The organism is Herbidospora sp. RD11066 (assembly GCF_054661255.1).
The window spans coordinates 1-13582 of the sequence record NZ_BAAGDO010000009.1; the positions used below are offsets into that span (position 1 = coordinate 1).

General features: G+C 69.2%; 17 protein-coding genes. 7 read left to right on the top strand and 10 right to left on the bottom strand.

All coding sequences use genetic code 11. The annotated features are described in order from the left end of the window. The 7 genes from ACYQ78_RS29465 to ACYQ78_RS29495 form a co-directional block, all read right to left on the bottom strand. The coding region (locus ACYQ78_RS29465) for a Clp protease N-terminal domain-containing protein (RefSeq protein WP_459804208.1) at positions 1 to 578 on the bottom strand (578 nt) is incomplete at its 3' end. A gap of 91 nt (positions 579 to 669) precedes the next feature. After that, the gene (locus tag ACYQ78_RS29470) at positions 670 to 1830 is read right to left on the bottom strand and encodes an alpha/beta hydrolase (protein WP_459804209.1); all 1161 of its coding nucleotides are present in this window, start codon (positions 1828 to 1830) and stop codon (positions 670 to 672) included. 96 nt (positions 1831 to 1926) lie between these two features. Next, positions 1927 to 2238 (bottom strand): hypothetical protein, encoded by a 312-nt coding sequence (locus tag ACYQ78_RS29475; RefSeq protein WP_459804210.1) that lies wholly within the window; start codon positions 2236 to 2238, stop codon positions 1927 to 1929. Between the two features lie 190 nt (positions 2239 to 2428). Continuing rightward, positions 2429 to 2644, bottom strand: a complete 216-nt coding sequence (locus ACYQ78_RS29480) for a DUF397 domain-containing protein (protein WP_459804211.1) — start codon at positions 2642 to 2644, stop codon at positions 2429 to 2431. Between the two features lie 95 nt (positions 2645 to 2739). After that, a complete protein-coding gene (locus ACYQ78_RS29485; protein WP_459804565.1) occupies positions 2740 to 3591 on the bottom strand; it encodes a helix-turn-helix domain-containing protein in 852 nt (283 codons plus the stop codon). Positions 3592 to 3603: 12 nt separating this feature from the next. Continuing rightward, on the bottom strand, positions 3604 to 4110 hold the full coding sequence (locus ACYQ78_RS29490; protein WP_459804212.1) for a DUF6879 family protein: 507 nt from the start codon (positions 4108 to 4110) through the stop codon (positions 3604 to 3606). After that, on the bottom strand, positions 4094 to 4318 hold the full coding sequence (locus tag ACYQ78_RS29495) for a hypothetical protein (RefSeq protein ID WP_459804213.1): 225 nt from the start codon (positions 4316 to 4318) through the stop codon (positions 4094 to 4096). The genes ACYQ78_RS29490 and ACYQ78_RS29495 overlap by 17 nt, the downstream gene beginning before the upstream one ends. A gap of 383 nt (positions 4319 to 4701) precedes the next feature. On the opposite strand from ACYQ78_RS29495, the gene ACYQ78_RS29500 reads away from it, so the two are divergent. Beyond that, positions 4702 to 5523 (top strand): class I SAM-dependent methyltransferase, encoded by an 822-nt coding sequence (locus ACYQ78_RS29500; RefSeq protein WP_459804214.1) that lies wholly within the window; start codon positions 4702 to 4704, stop codon positions 5521 to 5523. Here ACYQ78_RS29500 and ACYQ78_RS29505 read toward each other — a convergent pair. Further along, positions 5520 to 5981, bottom strand: coding sequence for a hypothetical protein (locus ACYQ78_RS29505; protein ID WP_459804215.1), 462 nt, complete (start codon positions 5979 to 5981; stop codon positions 5520 to 5522). The two genes, ACYQ78_RS29500 and ACYQ78_RS29505, sit on opposite strands and share 4 nt — an antisense overlap. A gap of 137 nt (positions 5982 to 6118) precedes the next feature. Between ACYQ78_RS29505 and ACYQ78_RS29510 the strand changes: the two genes are divergently transcribed. Genes ACYQ78_RS29510 through ACYQ78_RS29520 form a run of 3 tightly spaced genes read left to right on the top strand, consistent with a single transcriptional unit; the run spans position 6119 to position 8421 of the window. After that, positions 6119 to 7054, top strand: coding sequence for an alpha/beta hydrolase (locus ACYQ78_RS29510; RefSeq protein ID WP_459804216.1), 936 nt, complete (start codon positions 6119 to 6121; stop codon positions 7052 to 7054). Positions 7055 to 7070: 16 nt separating this feature from the next. Continuing rightward, complete coding sequence (locus tag ACYQ78_RS29515; protein ID WP_459804217.1) at positions 7071 to 8024, top strand: helix-turn-helix domain-containing protein; 954 nt, start codon at positions 7071 to 7073, stop codon at positions 8022 to 8024. 10 nt (positions 8025 to 8034) lie between these two features. Then, positions 8035 to 8421: a TOBE domain-containing protein gene (locus ACYQ78_RS29520; RefSeq protein WP_459804218.1), complete on the top strand. Its 387-nt coding sequence runs from the start codon at positions 8035 to 8037 to the stop codon at positions 8419 to 8421. Here the strand turns inward: ACYQ78_RS29520 and ACYQ78_RS29525 are convergent. Further along, positions 8418 to 8795, bottom strand: a complete 378-nt coding sequence (locus ACYQ78_RS29525) for an STAS domain-containing protein (RefSeq protein WP_459804219.1) — start codon at positions 8793 to 8795, stop codon at positions 8418 to 8420. The two genes, ACYQ78_RS29520 and ACYQ78_RS29525, sit on opposite strands and share 4 nt — an antisense overlap. Positions 8796 to 8897: 102 nt before the next feature. Here ACYQ78_RS29525 and ACYQ78_RS29530 point away from each other — a divergent pair, with 102 nt between their 5' ends. Then, positions 8898 to 9395 (top strand): NUDIX domain-containing protein, encoded by a 498-nt coding sequence (locus ACYQ78_RS29530; protein ID WP_459804220.1) that lies wholly within the window; start codon positions 8898 to 8900, stop codon positions 9393 to 9395. Here ACYQ78_RS29530 and ACYQ78_RS29535 read toward each other — a convergent pair. Next, positions 9392 to 10243 (bottom strand): LLM class F420-dependent oxidoreductase, encoded by an 852-nt coding sequence (locus ACYQ78_RS29535; RefSeq protein ID WP_459804221.1) that lies wholly within the window; start codon positions 10241 to 10243, stop codon positions 9392 to 9394. The genes ACYQ78_RS29530 and ACYQ78_RS29535 overlap by 4 nt on opposite strands. Before the next feature lie 302 nt (positions 10244 to 10545). Here ACYQ78_RS29535 and ACYQ78_RS29540 point away from each other — a divergent pair, with 302 nt between their 5' ends. Together ACYQ78_RS29540 and ACYQ78_RS29545 are read left to right on the top strand one after the other, a co-directional pair. Next, positions 10546 to 11190: a TetR/AcrR family transcriptional regulator gene (locus ACYQ78_RS29540; protein WP_459804222.1), complete on the top strand. Its 645-nt coding sequence runs from the start codon at positions 10546 to 10548 to the stop codon at positions 11188 to 11190. A gap of 94 nt (positions 11191 to 11284) precedes the next feature. Further along, positions 11285 to 13543: a transketolase-like TK C-terminal-containing protein gene (locus tag ACYQ78_RS29545; protein ID WP_459804223.1), complete on the top strand. Its 2259-nt coding sequence runs from the start codon at positions 11285 to 11287 to the stop codon at positions 13541 to 13543. Positions 13544 to 13582: the final 39 nt, after the last annotated feature.

Below are 13582 nucleotides of genomic sequence, written 5' to 3' on the forward strand. Positions count from 1 at the left end.
TCCTTCTCGCGCCCGATCACCGGGTCGAGCTTGCCCTCGCGTGCGGCCTGCGTGAGGTTGCGGCCGAACTGGTCGAGGACGAGCGACGTCGAAGGAGCGGTCTCCTGCGGACCACCGGAGGCCGCGGCCTCCTTGCCGCCCTGGTAGCCGTGGAGAAGCTGGATGACCTGCTGGCGGACCCGGTTGAGGTCGGCGCCCAGCTTGACGAGGACCTGGGCGGCGACACCCTCGCCCTCACGGATGAGACCGAGCAGGATGTGCTCGGTGCCGATGTAGTTGTGTCCGAGCTGAAGCGCCTCACGGAGGGACAGCTCAAGGACCTTCTTGGCACGCGGGGTGAAGGGGATGTGGCCGGAGGGCGCCGACTGGCCCTGGCCGATGATCTCCTCGACCTGCTGGCGGACGCCTTCGAGGCTGATGCCCAGGCTTTCGAGGGCCTTGGCGGCGACGCCTTCGCCCTCGTGGATGAGGCCAAGCAGGATGTGCTCGGTGCCGATGTAGTTGTGGTTGAGCATCCGGGCCTCTTCTTGGGCCAGGACGACCACCCGCCGCGCTCGGTCGGTGAACCTTTCGAACATCTCTCGCCGCTCCATGGAGTCCGGGGGGCCCTGTTACTCCATAGAACGCGCTATTCCGAGTGATGGATACCAAATACGCGATTGGCGAAGTTCACTCTGGGCGTACGGTCAACCAGGTTAGAGCTGGCGGAAAGTGTTGCGCCCACCAGTAGCCGTCGTGCCCGCCGACCCAGTCGACGTGCCGGACCTCCGCACCCGCCGCCGTCAGCTTGGTCGCCCACTCACCGGCGGCCCACCGGAAGCCCGCTTCGAGCGTGCCGCCTCCGACGTACGTCCTGGTCAGAGCATGTAACTCGGTCTCCGGGTGGATGCCAGGGCTGAGGCCGAGCGCACCGGAGAAGACGTCGGGCCGCCGCTGGGCCGCGTTGAGCGCCCAGACGGCGCCGCTCGACATCCCGGCGGTCAGCCAGGCACCGGAGGCGGGGAAGCGTTCGTCGGCCCACGGGAGCACCTCGTCGATGACGAAGGCGAGATGGGCGGCGAACCGCGAGGGGTCCATCGACGGCAGGTATTCGTGCGACCTCGGGTCACCGGCCCCGTCGGCGGAGGCGACCCCGACCATGGCCACCGGCGGGCAGTTCCCCGCCAGCACGGCCGCCTCGACCACCGGCACGATCCCCGGCAACATCTGGCCGTCGGCCACGCAGACGGCCGGGACGAGCCCTTCGACCCCGGGCGGGACGTAGAGGTGGACCTTGCGGTGGCCGTCCAGAAAAGGGAGGTCGTGCTCTTCGAAGGTGCCCTTGAGCTCCCCGGCCTCGGGCAGCGCCGGGATCGCCCGGGGCCCCCGCCAGACCTTCTCGGCCACCCCCGACCGCGACGCGACGGTCACCGTGATCACCGCCTCGTCGAGCCGCCGGACCCGGACCGAGGCCTCCCAGAGATCGCCCTCCACCGGCCACAGCACGCACTGCACCCCGCTGAGGAGCCGGTAGGGCTCACCGTCACCGCGCCAGAGGATGTTCAGCACGTCGTCCTCCGCCCAGACGGCCAGCTCGTCGGCCCCGAGGCGGGCGCGCAGGGCGGCGGGGTCGCGCGGCGTCCACACGCGCTCGATCTCGGCTTCGGACGGCAGCTCGGCCGTCCAGTTCTCGGCGGCCCGGGTCTTGTTGACGGCGATGAGCGACTGGCGGCGCTGGGCGGTGGTCTCGCGGCCTGCGGCGGCGCGTTCCTCGTCGGTGACGTCGGGGTGGAAGGCGACTTCCAGCTCGCCGTCCATCTCCACTGTCCACACACCCAGACGATCCGCCACGAATCGAACGTACACAACGGAGTAACGGACCGCGAGATCTTCTTGCCCGACGGTGACGACGCGGCAGCTCAGGAGGCCGTCGAGTGGTCTGAAACTTCATTGGGGGCGCGAAACCACCGCACCTGCACTAGCAGGGCACGGGTAGTGAGGGGCGTGGAAGTCGGGACAGCCGACCACCGATGTGTGGCCGTAGCGTTCGCCTTTCAGCCAGTGGCCCCACGCCATGCTGCCGCAGTGCGTCAGGGCGTCGCGGGCGTACTGGAGACGCCCGCCCATGAGCCGCTCCTGGTGGGGGAGGGCGAAGTTCGGCTCCAGCTGCCGCCACTGATCGGACAGCCAGGAAAGGGCCGCTTCCAGGTCACCGGTCGCCTTGATGTGGCTCTGGGGCTTGAGCAGCCAATCGCACATCCGGAAAGGCGGAAGGGGAGAGTTGCGGAATTCCTCCGGAGACGTCGGTGGGGGCGGTGGGGTGCGGACACCGCTCGACTTGTCCAACGCCGACGCGTAGCCGATCCACTGGAATGCATGGAAATGTTCCGGCATCTCTTTCCTCGTGGCTGGGTGGCCCCCACGTGAGGACGCGCGGGGGCCTTTTCCGTTACAGCGTCCCTATTTCGGCGGCGAAGCCGGCGAGTTCACCGCGCGTGAACCGTAGCGTTCCCGCGCCGGGATTCTTGCTGTCCCGCACGGCGAACGTGCCGGGCCGCCCCGGAATGGCCGCGACCTCCACACACGCCTCCCCGTCGTCGCCGGTGTATCCGCCGCAGAAACGGCGGAAGCTCGCGCCGGAGAGATCGGCGTCGTAAATGCTCATATGCACCCCCTTTCTTCCCTCAGATCAAAGGTCCATGGAGTGACCGTAAGAGGAGGCCATTCAGTGGCTCAACGAGTGTGCGCGTACTTGCACGCTCAGGCGAGAGCGTTGATCGCCGCCGTGATCAGGCTCCGGGCGGGAGGTCCATATACCGCGAGGCGGGCGAGGTCGGTGAATACTCGCATATACATTTCGATCTCTTTCGGCTGCGTGATCGTCAGCCACGCCGAGACCAGTTCCACATTCACCTGAGCCTCGTCGAAGATCCAGAAATCCTCTACTGGCCGCATGGCGCTTCGGTCCACGGAGGAGGGAAGGATGCCGAGGCTGACACTCGGCAGTGCGGAGACCTCGAGAAGGTGTCCGAGCTGGCCCGCCATCACATCAGGGCCGCCGATCAGCATGCGGAGGGTGGCCTCCTCTATCAGGATCGCGAATGTGTGATCTCCTTCGTAGAGAACACGCTGCCGTTCCATGCGAACGGCCACCGCCCCTTCGACGTCTGAGGAAAGTCCCCTGCGTGCGGCCGTGGCCTTCAGGATGGCTCGGGTGTACGTGGCCGTCTGGAGAGGCCCGGGAATCAACCACGTCGAGTAGGCGTGAAAGCGGCGGGTCCGTTCGAACAGGGGCCGAGCCGATTCCTGCGCCTGTTTCAGCCCGGCGCGCTCCAAGCGGCGCCACTCGACATACATGGTGCCCGCCGATCGCGATGCGGCGATCAGTTCGGGGATGAGTTCTTCGGCGCCGCAGATGCGGCACCAGATTCGAATGTCGGCATCGGAGGGAGACGTGCGGGCGTGCTCGATTCTCGAGCATTTCGACTCATGCCATCCCGCCGCCCTGGCGACCGCGCGTGCCGAGAGTTCCGCGCTCAGGCGGATGTCTCTCAACCGGTCGGCGATGGCCTGCCTGGCCTGCTGGACGCTCGAAGACGGCGGGGTACGCATGTTCACCGACGCCTACGCGGGCCGATACTCCGCATGGTCGGTCGCCCGTTCCCAAGCGGCGGCGAACGACGAGACGCACAACTCGACCGAGGCGGGATCTTCGCTTACTTCGCGGGCGACCACCACGCCGTCGCCGTTGAAGTGAATCCACTGGACCGCCGTGTCGTCGAACACCCAGAAGTCGTTGCCCGGAAAGGCCAGGTCTGAGGCCCGCCTGCGCGGCAGCCATCTGACCTGTTCGCCTGCGGCGAGGTTCAGCCCTTCGGTGATGTCGTATTCGAATCGGATGTAATCACTCACCGGCTCGGAAACGATGCGCAGGCGCCGGACTTCGACGCCTCTGGTGATCGCAGGACCCAGGATGCGACGCCAGGCCGGCCAGTAATCCACCGGATCGATCCGAGCTCCGGCCTGCCATGCGATGAACGCCGGGTCGTCGCGCATGTAGCCGTCGCGCATCTCAAGGTGGAGAGCGGACTGCTTCGCCGACGCGAGCAGTTCGTCAAACGACGGTTCCATTCGTGCCGTTCACCTCCGGGAAGAACTGCATCATCCGTTTGGGCAACCGTAGGACCGTCTCATGCCCGGGAATGGTGCCGATCTCCGCCAGCGTCGCGTCGTCGGTGATCCGCCAGCCCTGGATCACGTAACAGTCGCCGTCTTCCCAGATGGTGGGCGAATCGTTGACCGGCGACTCGGGGTCCTTGCCAAGGAACCGTAGTGCCATTGATTGCCTCCTGCGTCGCTCGTGTGCGCAGATTTGCACTCTGGCGAGAGTCACCCGCGAGGCCGAATTCGTCAAGCGAAACCCTTCTTCTGGGCAGCGGTTTTTGTGTGTTAAAGGTTAAAAGTGGCAATAATGTCCGATCGGGTGGCAGGGTGGGCGGAGCCGTAAAGAAAGAAAGTTTTTGACGAGCGGAGCGAGGGCTTTCCGAGCGGAGCGAGGCCCTGCCTGGGAGCGGGAGGGGCGGAGCGCCCTCCCACGGAGCGGAGCGACCCGGAGCGTCAGCGACGCCGGGACGCGACAAGCGGCCAGGGGGAGCGCGAGGGGGCGATAGCCCCTTCGCATCGGGGGGCTCGGGGGGTCGTCCCCCCGGCCACAATGGAGTGATGGACCGCGAGAAGATCACGCTCGCCGGCGCCCAGGAGACGATGCTCGCCACCCTGTGGAGCCGAGCTCTCGACAGTCGCTCCCCTCGCTCTTTTCTCAACGACGGCGCCGCGCAGCGGGCCGTCGAGCGGATCGACTACGACTTCGCCAAGACCGGGATCACGCCCATGACCGCCGCCGGGGTGGCGTTGCGTGGGCTGCGGATCGACGAATGGACGCGCGACTTTCTGACAGAGCATCCCTCCGCCACGGTGCTTCATCTCGCCTGCGGGCTCGACACCCGGGTGCAGCGGCTCGATCCGGGGCCTCTGGTGAGGTGGATCGATCTCGACTATCCCGAGGTGCTGGAGTTGCGCGACCGGGTGATCGATCGGCCCGACGGCGACTACCACTCCATCGCGTCGTCGGTGACGAGTGAGCGGTGGCTGGCGTCGGTGCCGGACGACCGGCCGACGGCGGTGGTGTTCGAGGGGCTGTCGATGTATCTGCGGGAAGACGACGGGCGCCGCCTGATCGAGCGGCTGACCGGGCGCTTTCCGAGTGGGGCGCTCATCTTCGACTGTCAGAACTCGACCGGGATCCGGTTGCAGAAGCTCAACAGGCCGGTGCGGCAGACGGGTGCCACCCTCCACTGGGCGATCGACGATCCGCGTGAGCTGGAGGCGTGGCATCCGGGGCTGACGCTCCAAGAGGCGCAGAGCGTGGTCGACATGCCGGGGGTCGAGGACTATCCGACGTCGGGGCGGGTGGCCATGTGGATCATGGCTCACCTGCCGGGGTTCCGGAACATCGGGCAGATCCTGCGCTATTCGTGGGGCTAGAGGACGGCGGCGATCGCGCAGACGGTGGCGAGGGCGACCGCGGCGGCGATCCAGCGTGCCCGGCCCAGGTGCCGCATCGGGGCCATGGCCACCACGGCGAAGCCGGTCGCGGAGATCAGTGAGATGGCCAGGAAGCCGGGGGTGGCGGACGCCGAGGCGGTCCAGCCGATCAGGTACGCCACGATCGACCCGCCGATGACCACGAGCCAGGCCCACGCGACCCGCAGCAGCAGCAACGCGACCCAGGCGACGGCCCAGCCCACCACGACCGAGGCGACGAGGTAGTCGAAGATGCACTCCAGGCCCCCTGAGCAGAGGAGGGAGAAGACTCCTATGGAGTCGAGCAGGCGGGCGGCGCCGAGCATGACCGCGGGCAGGGCCGCGCCGACCACCCCGGCGGCGATGATCTTCCTTACCTCGGGGCGTTCGCGTGTAAATTTCAGCAAATCAGCACTCATATCGCCAATATCCGCATATTCGGGGTCGGTGGAATGAGTACGCCTACTCAATATCCGCCACGTGATCCGCCACGTGTCGGGAATCGCCCACCGCTTGGCGCTTGGGGCTCACGGGACGCCTCATCAGGATGTGAGACATGAAAGTCGTACCGTTCGATCCCGAACTCGCCGCAGCACTCTCCGTGATATCGCAGAACCTGCCGCCGTCGCTCACACCCGACATGATCCCGTTGCTCCGCCAGGGCTTGGCCCCCTCCGAGGATCTCACTCTCGGTGGCATCGTGACACTCAGCGACATCGATCTCGGCGACGGCGTGTCGGTGGTCGTCTGCCGCCCGGTCGCGGCGCCCACGCCCGCGCCGGTCGTCTACTGGATCCACGGCGGGGGCATGATCCTGGGCGATCATCGCACCGGGCTCGGCGATCCTCTCTCGTGGGCGGTGGAGCTCGGTCTCGTCGTCGTCTCGGTCGACTACCGGCTCGCGCCGGAGCATCCCGATCCCGCGCCGGTCGAAGACTGCTACCGAGGTCTCGTGTACGTCGCCGAGCACGCCGCCGACCTGGGCATCGACCCCACCCGGATCATCGTGGCCGGCGGCAGCGCCGGGGGCGGGCTGGCGGCGGGGACGGTCCTGCTGGCCCGCGACCGGAGCGGGCCCGAGGTGTTCGGCCAGGTGCTGGTCTGCCCGATGCTCGACGACCGCAACGACACCGTCTCCGGGCAGCAGATGGCCGGGCTCGGAATATGGGACCGGACGTCCAACGAGACCGGCTGGTCGGCCCTCCTCGGCGACCGCAGGGGCGGCCCCGACGTGTCGATCTACGCCGCCCCGGCGCGGGCCACCGACCTGTCGGGGCTGCCGCCGGCCTTCATCGACGTCGGCTCGGCCGAGACCTTCCGCGACGAGGACGTCGCCTACGCCACGGCGATCTGGCGGTCGGGCGGACAGGCCGAACTGCACGTGTGGCCGGGCGGGTTCCACGGCTTCGACATGATGGTGCCGCAAGCCGCGCTCTCCCAGAGCGCCAAGCAGGCCCGCCTCGACTGGCTGCGGAGACTGCTCGGCCGTTAGGGAGGAGACTGGACGGATGCGGGAGCTCGTCGGGCGGCTGGCCGCGCTTGATCCGGATGCCAGTGCCGCCGTGCAGGTCATCGCCTACTTCGACCGGCTCGCCGAAGGGCGGGCGGGGCTGGAGGCCACCGTGCGCGGGGTGGCGGTGCTGGCCGGGTGCGCGGCGCGGCTGACCGACGAGGAGCGCGGCGTCTTCTTGCGGGTGCTGGCCGACGGGCACCGCGACGATCATCCGGACCCCGACTCCGACGACTGGCCCCGCCGGCGGACCGGGGACGTCGAGCTGGTGCTGGAGAAGGCCGGGCCGCCCTCGCCGGTCGATCTGATGGTGCTGGAGCGCGGGGTCGCGCTGGCCCGTGACGTCCTCGACCGCACCCGGGGGCGGGCGCCCGATCCCGCATTGGTCGAGCTGGTGGTGGACGCCTCCGCGAGCGAGGCGGCCCGGCTCCACGCCGCCAAGCGGCTCCGGCTGGGCGAGCGGGCCCGCGCCATCGCGCTGCCCGACGGGGGAGTTCTGGTTGAGCCCCACCCCGAGACCCGTCATGAGCTGGGCGGATCGCGGGCCGGCGTCGGTCCGGCCGTGGCGGTCGCCAAGCTGCCGAAGTCCTACGCCGAGGCGAAGATCGCGCTGCGGTTCGCCGACGACACGTTCGGGCCGGAGGTCGTCCACTTCGACGAGCTGGGCGGGCTGGCCGCCGTCGCCGCCGCGATCGGGCCCGGCACCACGCCCTCGCCCGATGTGGTCACACTCGGCGGGCTGCCCTCGTGGGCGCTGGAGACGCTGCACGCCGTCGGCGCGGCCACCAGCCTGCGGACCGCCGCGACCGGGATGAACCTGCACCACTCGACGCTGGTCGACCGGCTGGGCCGGGCCGAACACCTGCTGGGCTGGGAGGTACGCAGTCCCGACGGCCGCTTCCGGCTCCAGCTGGCCTTCGCGCTGCGACGCCTGCACGCCCACCCGGAATAGGCTGTGCCCCGTGGCCACGTTCAGGATCAGTGAGGCCGCGGCAATCCTCGGCGTGAGCGCCGACACCGTACGCCGCTGGGTCGACTCCGGGCGGCTCGCCGCCAGTCGCGACGAGCACGGGCGGCGGCTCATCGAGGGGCCCGACCTGGCCGCCTTCGCCCGCACCCAGATCTCCGGCGAGAGCGGCGGGGCCACCTCGTCGGCCCGCAACCGGTTCAGGGGGATCGTCACCGAGGTCGTGCGCGACACCGTGATGGCCCAGGTGGAGATCGCCGCCGGGCCGTTCAGGGTGGTGTCGCTGATGAGCCGTCAGGCCGCCGACGAGATGGGGCTGGAGCCGGGGGCGGTCGCGGTGGCAGTGATCAAGTCGACCAATGTGGTCGTGGAGGTCTCCTAACCCCGGTGGGTGCGGTGGGTGTGGCGCGCGTGACCGTGGCGTACGCCGAGGGCTTCGGAGACCGAGCGGCTGACCTGCAGCCCTTCTGCGGCGAGCAGGCCGTTGACGCGCAGGACCTGCCGCGCGGGCGCGGCCAGGGTGAGACCGCCGCCGCGGCGGCGGAGCTCCTCGTCGGCCCGGCACAGCGTGAGCAGGCCGCCGAGATCGGTGAAGGTCAGGCCCGCTGCGGCGACGACGACACGTGTCACGCCCCGGGCGTGCAGGCCGATCAGAGTGGCCTCGACGACCGGCTGGGTGAACATGTCGAGTTCCCCCACCAGAGTCATCAGCACGATTTCTGGACCGATGTCGGTGATGTCGACCGTCAGGTGCATGCACGTTCCCTTTCGCTCGGTAGTCACCGTCTCAGCCCATAGTCACCTTTGCGCGGCTCTCTGACCAGTAAGGTGGGATCCCAGTCAGTTATGTTGACGCCTGTGATCCTTTACGAGAACCCCTGGCTGTCGCTGCTGGAGGCCGACGGCTACGTCTACTCACACGAGACCCGCTGCCAGGGGCGCATCGTGGCGGTGCTGCCCTATCGCGAGACGCCCGGCGGCCGGGAGTTCCTGGTGCGGTCGGAGATCACGCCGTGCTGGGGGCCGGAGCCCGTCCTGTCGGCGGTGACCGGGGGATACGAGGGCGGCAGGATCGCCGACGACGCCGTCAGGGAGCTCGAAGAGGAGACCGGCTACGCCGTCTCCGAGGCCGATCTGATCCCGCTGGGGGAGTCGTACGCGTCCAAATCGGCCGACACCGTCTACACGCTCTACGCGGTCGACGTCACCGGGCGGACGCCGGGAGAACCGCTCGGCGACGGCACCGTCCACGACAGTGAGGCGACCACACGGTGGCTGACGGCCGTGGAGCTGGCGCAGATACGCGACCCGCAGGTGGCGGTCATGTACGTGCGCCAGGCGGTGTTGGGTTTCTAGAAGAGGACCGTCGCCAGTTCCCGCCACTGCGTGAGCGGCAGTTCGCCCGCCGGGGTGCCGAGCACCTGGAGGCACACGTGGTCGGCGCCCGCGTCGCGGTGCTGGTTGAGGCGCACCGCGCACTGGTCGGGGGCGCCCCACACGAACAGCGCGTCGATCAGGCGGTCGCTGCCCCGGCCGCTCACGTCGTCGGCGGTGAAGCCGCCGCGCAGCCAGTTGTTCACGTAGTTGGGCATGGCCAGGTAGGGGTGGAGCGCCTCGCGGGCGAGCTGCCGGGCGCGGGCCGAGTCGGTCTCCAGGATGACGCCCTGCTCGGGCGCGACCAGGCGGCCGGGGCCGATCGCCGAGCGGATCGCGGCGGTCTGCTCGGGGGTCACGAGGTAGGGGTGGGCGCCCGCCGCCCGGTTCTTCGCCACTTCGACCATCTTCGGACCGAGGGCGGCCAGCACCCGGCGGTCGGGGGTCACGCCCTCTTTGTCGAGCTCGTCGAGGTAGGTCGTCATGGCCGTGAGGGGCTTCTGGTAGGCCCCCGGGCGGAACCGCTCGACCATCGACTCGTGGCTGACGCCCAGGCCGAGCAGGAAGCGGCCGTGGTGGGCGCCGGCCAGCGCGCGGGTGCGCTCGGCGGCCTCCCTCGACGGCGTGGACCAGATGTTGGTGATGCCGGTGGCGACGGTGACGTCGGTCGTGGCGGACAGGATCTTCTCGGCGGTGTCGAGGCCGCTGTCGGTCCCGCCGGGCACCCACAGGGCGCCGTAGCCGAGTTTCTCCAGCTCGGCCGCCGCCTGCCCGACCTCGGCCGGGTTGTCGGTCCGGAACTCCCTTGCCCAAACGCCGTAGGGTTTCATGTCGCCTCTTTCGTGTCTTCGCGCCGGGGTGAACGGCGTTACCTGGTGACGTACCGTGATCACCAGCTACCTAACCCCGTGATGACGGGCGGGTTGGCCGGGGGCGTTATGGATATCGTTAAATCCGGTCCTGTTGCTTACCGAACGTGTCGGCCACACTCGAATCCGCAGGTGGCGGGCCATGAGAATGTTCTTTCTCCGGCGTTCTGCAATAGGGCGTACCGAAAAAGGGACTGGCCATTGTCTAACGCCGTTGGGCGTTACCCTTTAAGACAATAAGTACACAGAGCAGAAGAGGTGCCATGGCCCGGCCCAAGGTCCCGCTGATCTCCCGGAGAAAGGTCCTGGAAACGGCGCTGGCGATCGTCGACGACGAGGGGCTCGACGCGCTCAGCATCCGCCGGTTGGGCGAGGCCCTGAACGTCAACGGGGCATCCCTCTACCATCACTTCCGCAACAAGGACGAGATCCTTGACGGGGTCACCCAACTGGCGTTGGAGAGCGTCGACTTCCCGCTGCCCGACGAGTCGAACTGGCGCGTCTGGCTGCCGTTGACCGCTTATCGGACGCGGGCCGCCCTCGTGGCCCATCCGGGATTGATTCCGGTGATGTTACGCCGGGCCTCCCTCGGCATCGGGACCCCGGAGGCCGAACAGTGCGTGGCCCGATTACAGCGTGAGGGCGTCTCGCCCGGGGTGATCGCACCGCTGATCGAGAGCCTCGAACTGCTCGCCGTCACGAGCGCGCTTCAGGAGGTCGGGGCGAAGGCGATGGTCGCCCCCGACGTCACGAAGTCGGGCCTGGCGGCGGCGCGCGGAGCCCGGGGGGTCTCGCCCGGTGAGCTGTTCGAGGTGATGGTCTCCTCCACGATCTCTCTGGTCGAGAGCGCCATCACGCTGAAGGAGTCCCGCGAGGCGCTGGAGCGGGTGCCGCACGGTTCCCGCTGATCTGCGCGGGGATTAGACGTTTATGCAGGTTGATGCCATAGTTTCGCCCGTGCAGCGAGAATTGGGGCCTAACGACACCGATGTCCTGAAAGCCGTGGAACGTCGAGTTCTCTGGCTCTCCATGGCGATCGTCCACCATGCCAACCGGGTCCGCCCCAACCCCACGGGCCTCAAGGTGGGCGGCCATCAGGCGTCTTCGGCCTCGATGGTCTCGATCATGACCGAGCTCTGGTTCCGGCACCTGCGCCCGGAAGACCGCGTGTCGGTCAAGCCGCACGCCTCGCCGGTGCTGCACGCCATCAACTACCTGCTGGGCGACCTCGACCGGCGCTACCTCTCGACGCTGCGCGAGTTCGGCGGCCTCCAGTCCTACCCCAGCCGCGCCAAGGACCCCGACCAGGTCGACTACTCGACCGGCTCGGTCGGCATCGGCGCCACCGCCCCGATCTGGGGCGCGCTGGCCCGCCGCTACGTCGACTCGATGACCGGCGGCGCCACCCAGGGCAGGCAGTACTCCCTCGTCGGCGACGCCGAACTCGACGAGGGCGCGGTCTGGGAGGCGATCGGCGACCCCATGGTCTCGGGCCTGGGGGAGATCGTCTGGATCGTCGACCTCAACCGGCAGTCGCTCGACCGGGTCGTTCCGGCGCTGGGCACCCCGCGCCTCCAGGGCATGTTCGCGGCGGCGGGCTGGCAGGTCATCACCGTCAAATACGGCGACCTGCTCGAATCGCTCTTCCACGAGAAGGGCGGCGAGGCGCTGCGCGGGCGCATCGACGCCATGCCCAACCCCGAATACCAGCGGCTGCTGCGCTGCGACGCCGCCCAGCTCCGCGAGCGCCTCCCGGCCGGCGACCCGGAGATCGAAGAACTCCTTCAGGGCCTGGACGACACCACACTGACCCGCGCGATCAGGAACCTGGGCGGCCACGACTTCACCGCCCTCAACCAGGCCTTCGCCGAGATCGACGACACCCGCCCGACGGTGATCTTCGCCTACACCGTCAAGGGCCACGGGCTGGCCGTCGAGGGCCACCCGCAGAACCACAGCTCCCTGCTCACCGTGGAGCAGCTGGCCGAGCTGGCCGCGCAGGTCGGCGCCGACCCCGGCGACCCCTGGGCGCCGTTCGCGGAGGACTCGCCCGAGGCGCGGTTCTGCGCCGACGTCGGCGCCGGGCTGAAGCGCCCGCCGGTCGCCACGATGTTCCCGCCGCAGGTGCCGACCGACTTCGGCCGCACCCCGTCGGGCACCGCGACCACGCAGGCCGCGCTCGGCCGGACCCTCCTCGACCTGACCCGCTCGGCCCCCGACGCGGCCCGGCGGGTGGTCACGCTCAGCCCCGACGTGAGTTCGTCGACCAACCTCGGCGGCTGGGTCAACAAGGTCGGCGTCTGGTCGGCGACCGAGCAGGTCGACTGGTTCGCCGACGACCCCGAGACGATCCTGCACTGGCGCGAGCGGCCCACCGGCCAGCACATGGAGCTCGGCATCGCCGAGACCAACCTCGTCGGGCTGCTCGGCGAACTCGGCGCCACGTGGTCGCGGTGGGGGCAGCCGCTGCTGCCGATCGGGGTGCTCTACGACCCGTTCGTCCAGCGGGCGCACGAGCCGTGGTCGTTCGGCATCTACGCCGGTGGCCAGTCGATCCTGGTCGGCACGCCGTCGGGGGTCTCGCTGGCGCCCGAGGGCGGCGCGCACCAGTCGATCACCACGCCGTCGCTGGGGCTGGAACAGCCGGGGTGCGTCACGTACGAGCCCGCGTTCGCCCTCGACGTCGAGTGGACCCTGCTCGCCTCGCTGGCCCGGCTCGGCCGTCCCGACGGCAGCTCCGCCTACCTGCGGCTGTCGACCCGGCCGGTCGACCAGTCGCTGGCCGAGGTGCCCGCAGATCCGGCGGCCCGCGAACGGCGGCGGCGCCAGGCGGTGGCGGGGGCGTACCTGCTGCGGAAGGCCCCAGGAGACCCCGCGGTGACGATCGTCGCGATGGGCGCGACCGTCCCGGAAGCGCTCTCCGCGACCGAACGCCTCCAGCGCCTCGGCATCCGCGCCGACGTCGTCTGCGTCACCAGCCCGGGGCTGCTGTTCACCGCCACGCAGGCCAAGGCAGGCCGCCAGGACGGCGCGACGTGGGTGCTCGACGTCGCCTTCCCGGCCCACCGGGCCGCGCCGATGGTCACCGTGCTCGACGGTCACCCGCACACGCTGGCGTTCCTCGCCGGGATCAACAACGTGAAGGCGATGCACCTCGGGGTGACCCGGTTCGGGCAGTCGGGCGACCTCGAATCGGTCTACCGCTACCACGGGATCGACGCCGACGCGATCGTCGGGGCTGTTCTGGATGTGTCAGGTTGACCCGTTCACATTTGTGATCATTGCTGTAAGCCCTACCAT

What these genes read in the sequence shown, in the direction of transcription:
- ACYQ78_RS29475 (WP_459804210.1), bottom strand. Translation starts at nt 2,238, where the DNA reads ATGTGCGATTGGCTGCTCAAGCCCCAGAGCCACATCAAGGCGACCGGT.
- ACYQ78_RS29480 (WP_459804211.1), bottom strand. Translation starts at nt 2,644, where the DNA reads ATGAGCATTTACGACGCCGATCTCTCCGGCGCGAGCTTCCGCCGTTTC.
- ACYQ78_RS29485 (WP_459804565.1), bottom strand. Translation starts at nt 3,591, where the DNA reads ATGCGTACCCCGCCGTCTTCGAGCGTCCAGCAGGCCAGGCAGGCCATC.
- ACYQ78_RS29490 (WP_459804212.1), bottom strand. Translation starts at nt 4,110, where the DNA reads ATGGAACCGTCGTTTGACGAACTGCTCGCGTCGGCGAAGCAGTCCGCT.
- ACYQ78_RS29495 (WP_459804213.1), bottom strand. Translation starts at nt 4,318, where the DNA reads ATGGCACTACGGTTCCTTGGCAAGGACCCCGAGTCGCCGGTCAACGAT.
- ACYQ78_RS29500 (WP_459804214.1), top strand. Translation starts at nt 4,702, where the DNA reads ATGGACCGCGAGAAGATCACGCTCGCCGGCGCCCAGGAGACGATGCTC.
- ACYQ78_RS29505 (WP_459804215.1), bottom strand. Translation starts at nt 5,981, where the DNA reads ATGAGTGCTGATTTGCTGAAATTTACACGCGAACGCCCCGAGGTAAGG.
- ACYQ78_RS29510 (WP_459804216.1), top strand. Translation starts at nt 6,119, where the DNA reads ATGAAAGTCGTACCGTTCGATCCCGAACTCGCCGCAGCACTCTCCGTG.
- ACYQ78_RS29515 (WP_459804217.1), top strand. Translation starts at nt 7,071, where the DNA reads ATGCGGGAGCTCGTCGGGCGGCTGGCCGCGCTTGATCCGGATGCCAGT.
- ACYQ78_RS29525 (WP_459804219.1), bottom strand. Translation starts at nt 8,795, where the DNA reads ATGCACCTGACGGTCGACATCACCGACATCGGTCCAGAAATCGTGCTG.
- ACYQ78_RS29535 (WP_459804221.1), bottom strand. Translation starts at nt 10,243, where the DNA reads ATGAAACCCTACGGCGTTTGGGCAAGGGAGTTCCGGACCGACAACCCG.
- ACYQ78_RS29540 (WP_459804222.1), top strand. Translation starts at nt 10,546, where the DNA reads ATGGCCCGGCCCAAGGTCCCGCTGATCTCCCGGAGAAAGGTCCTGGAA.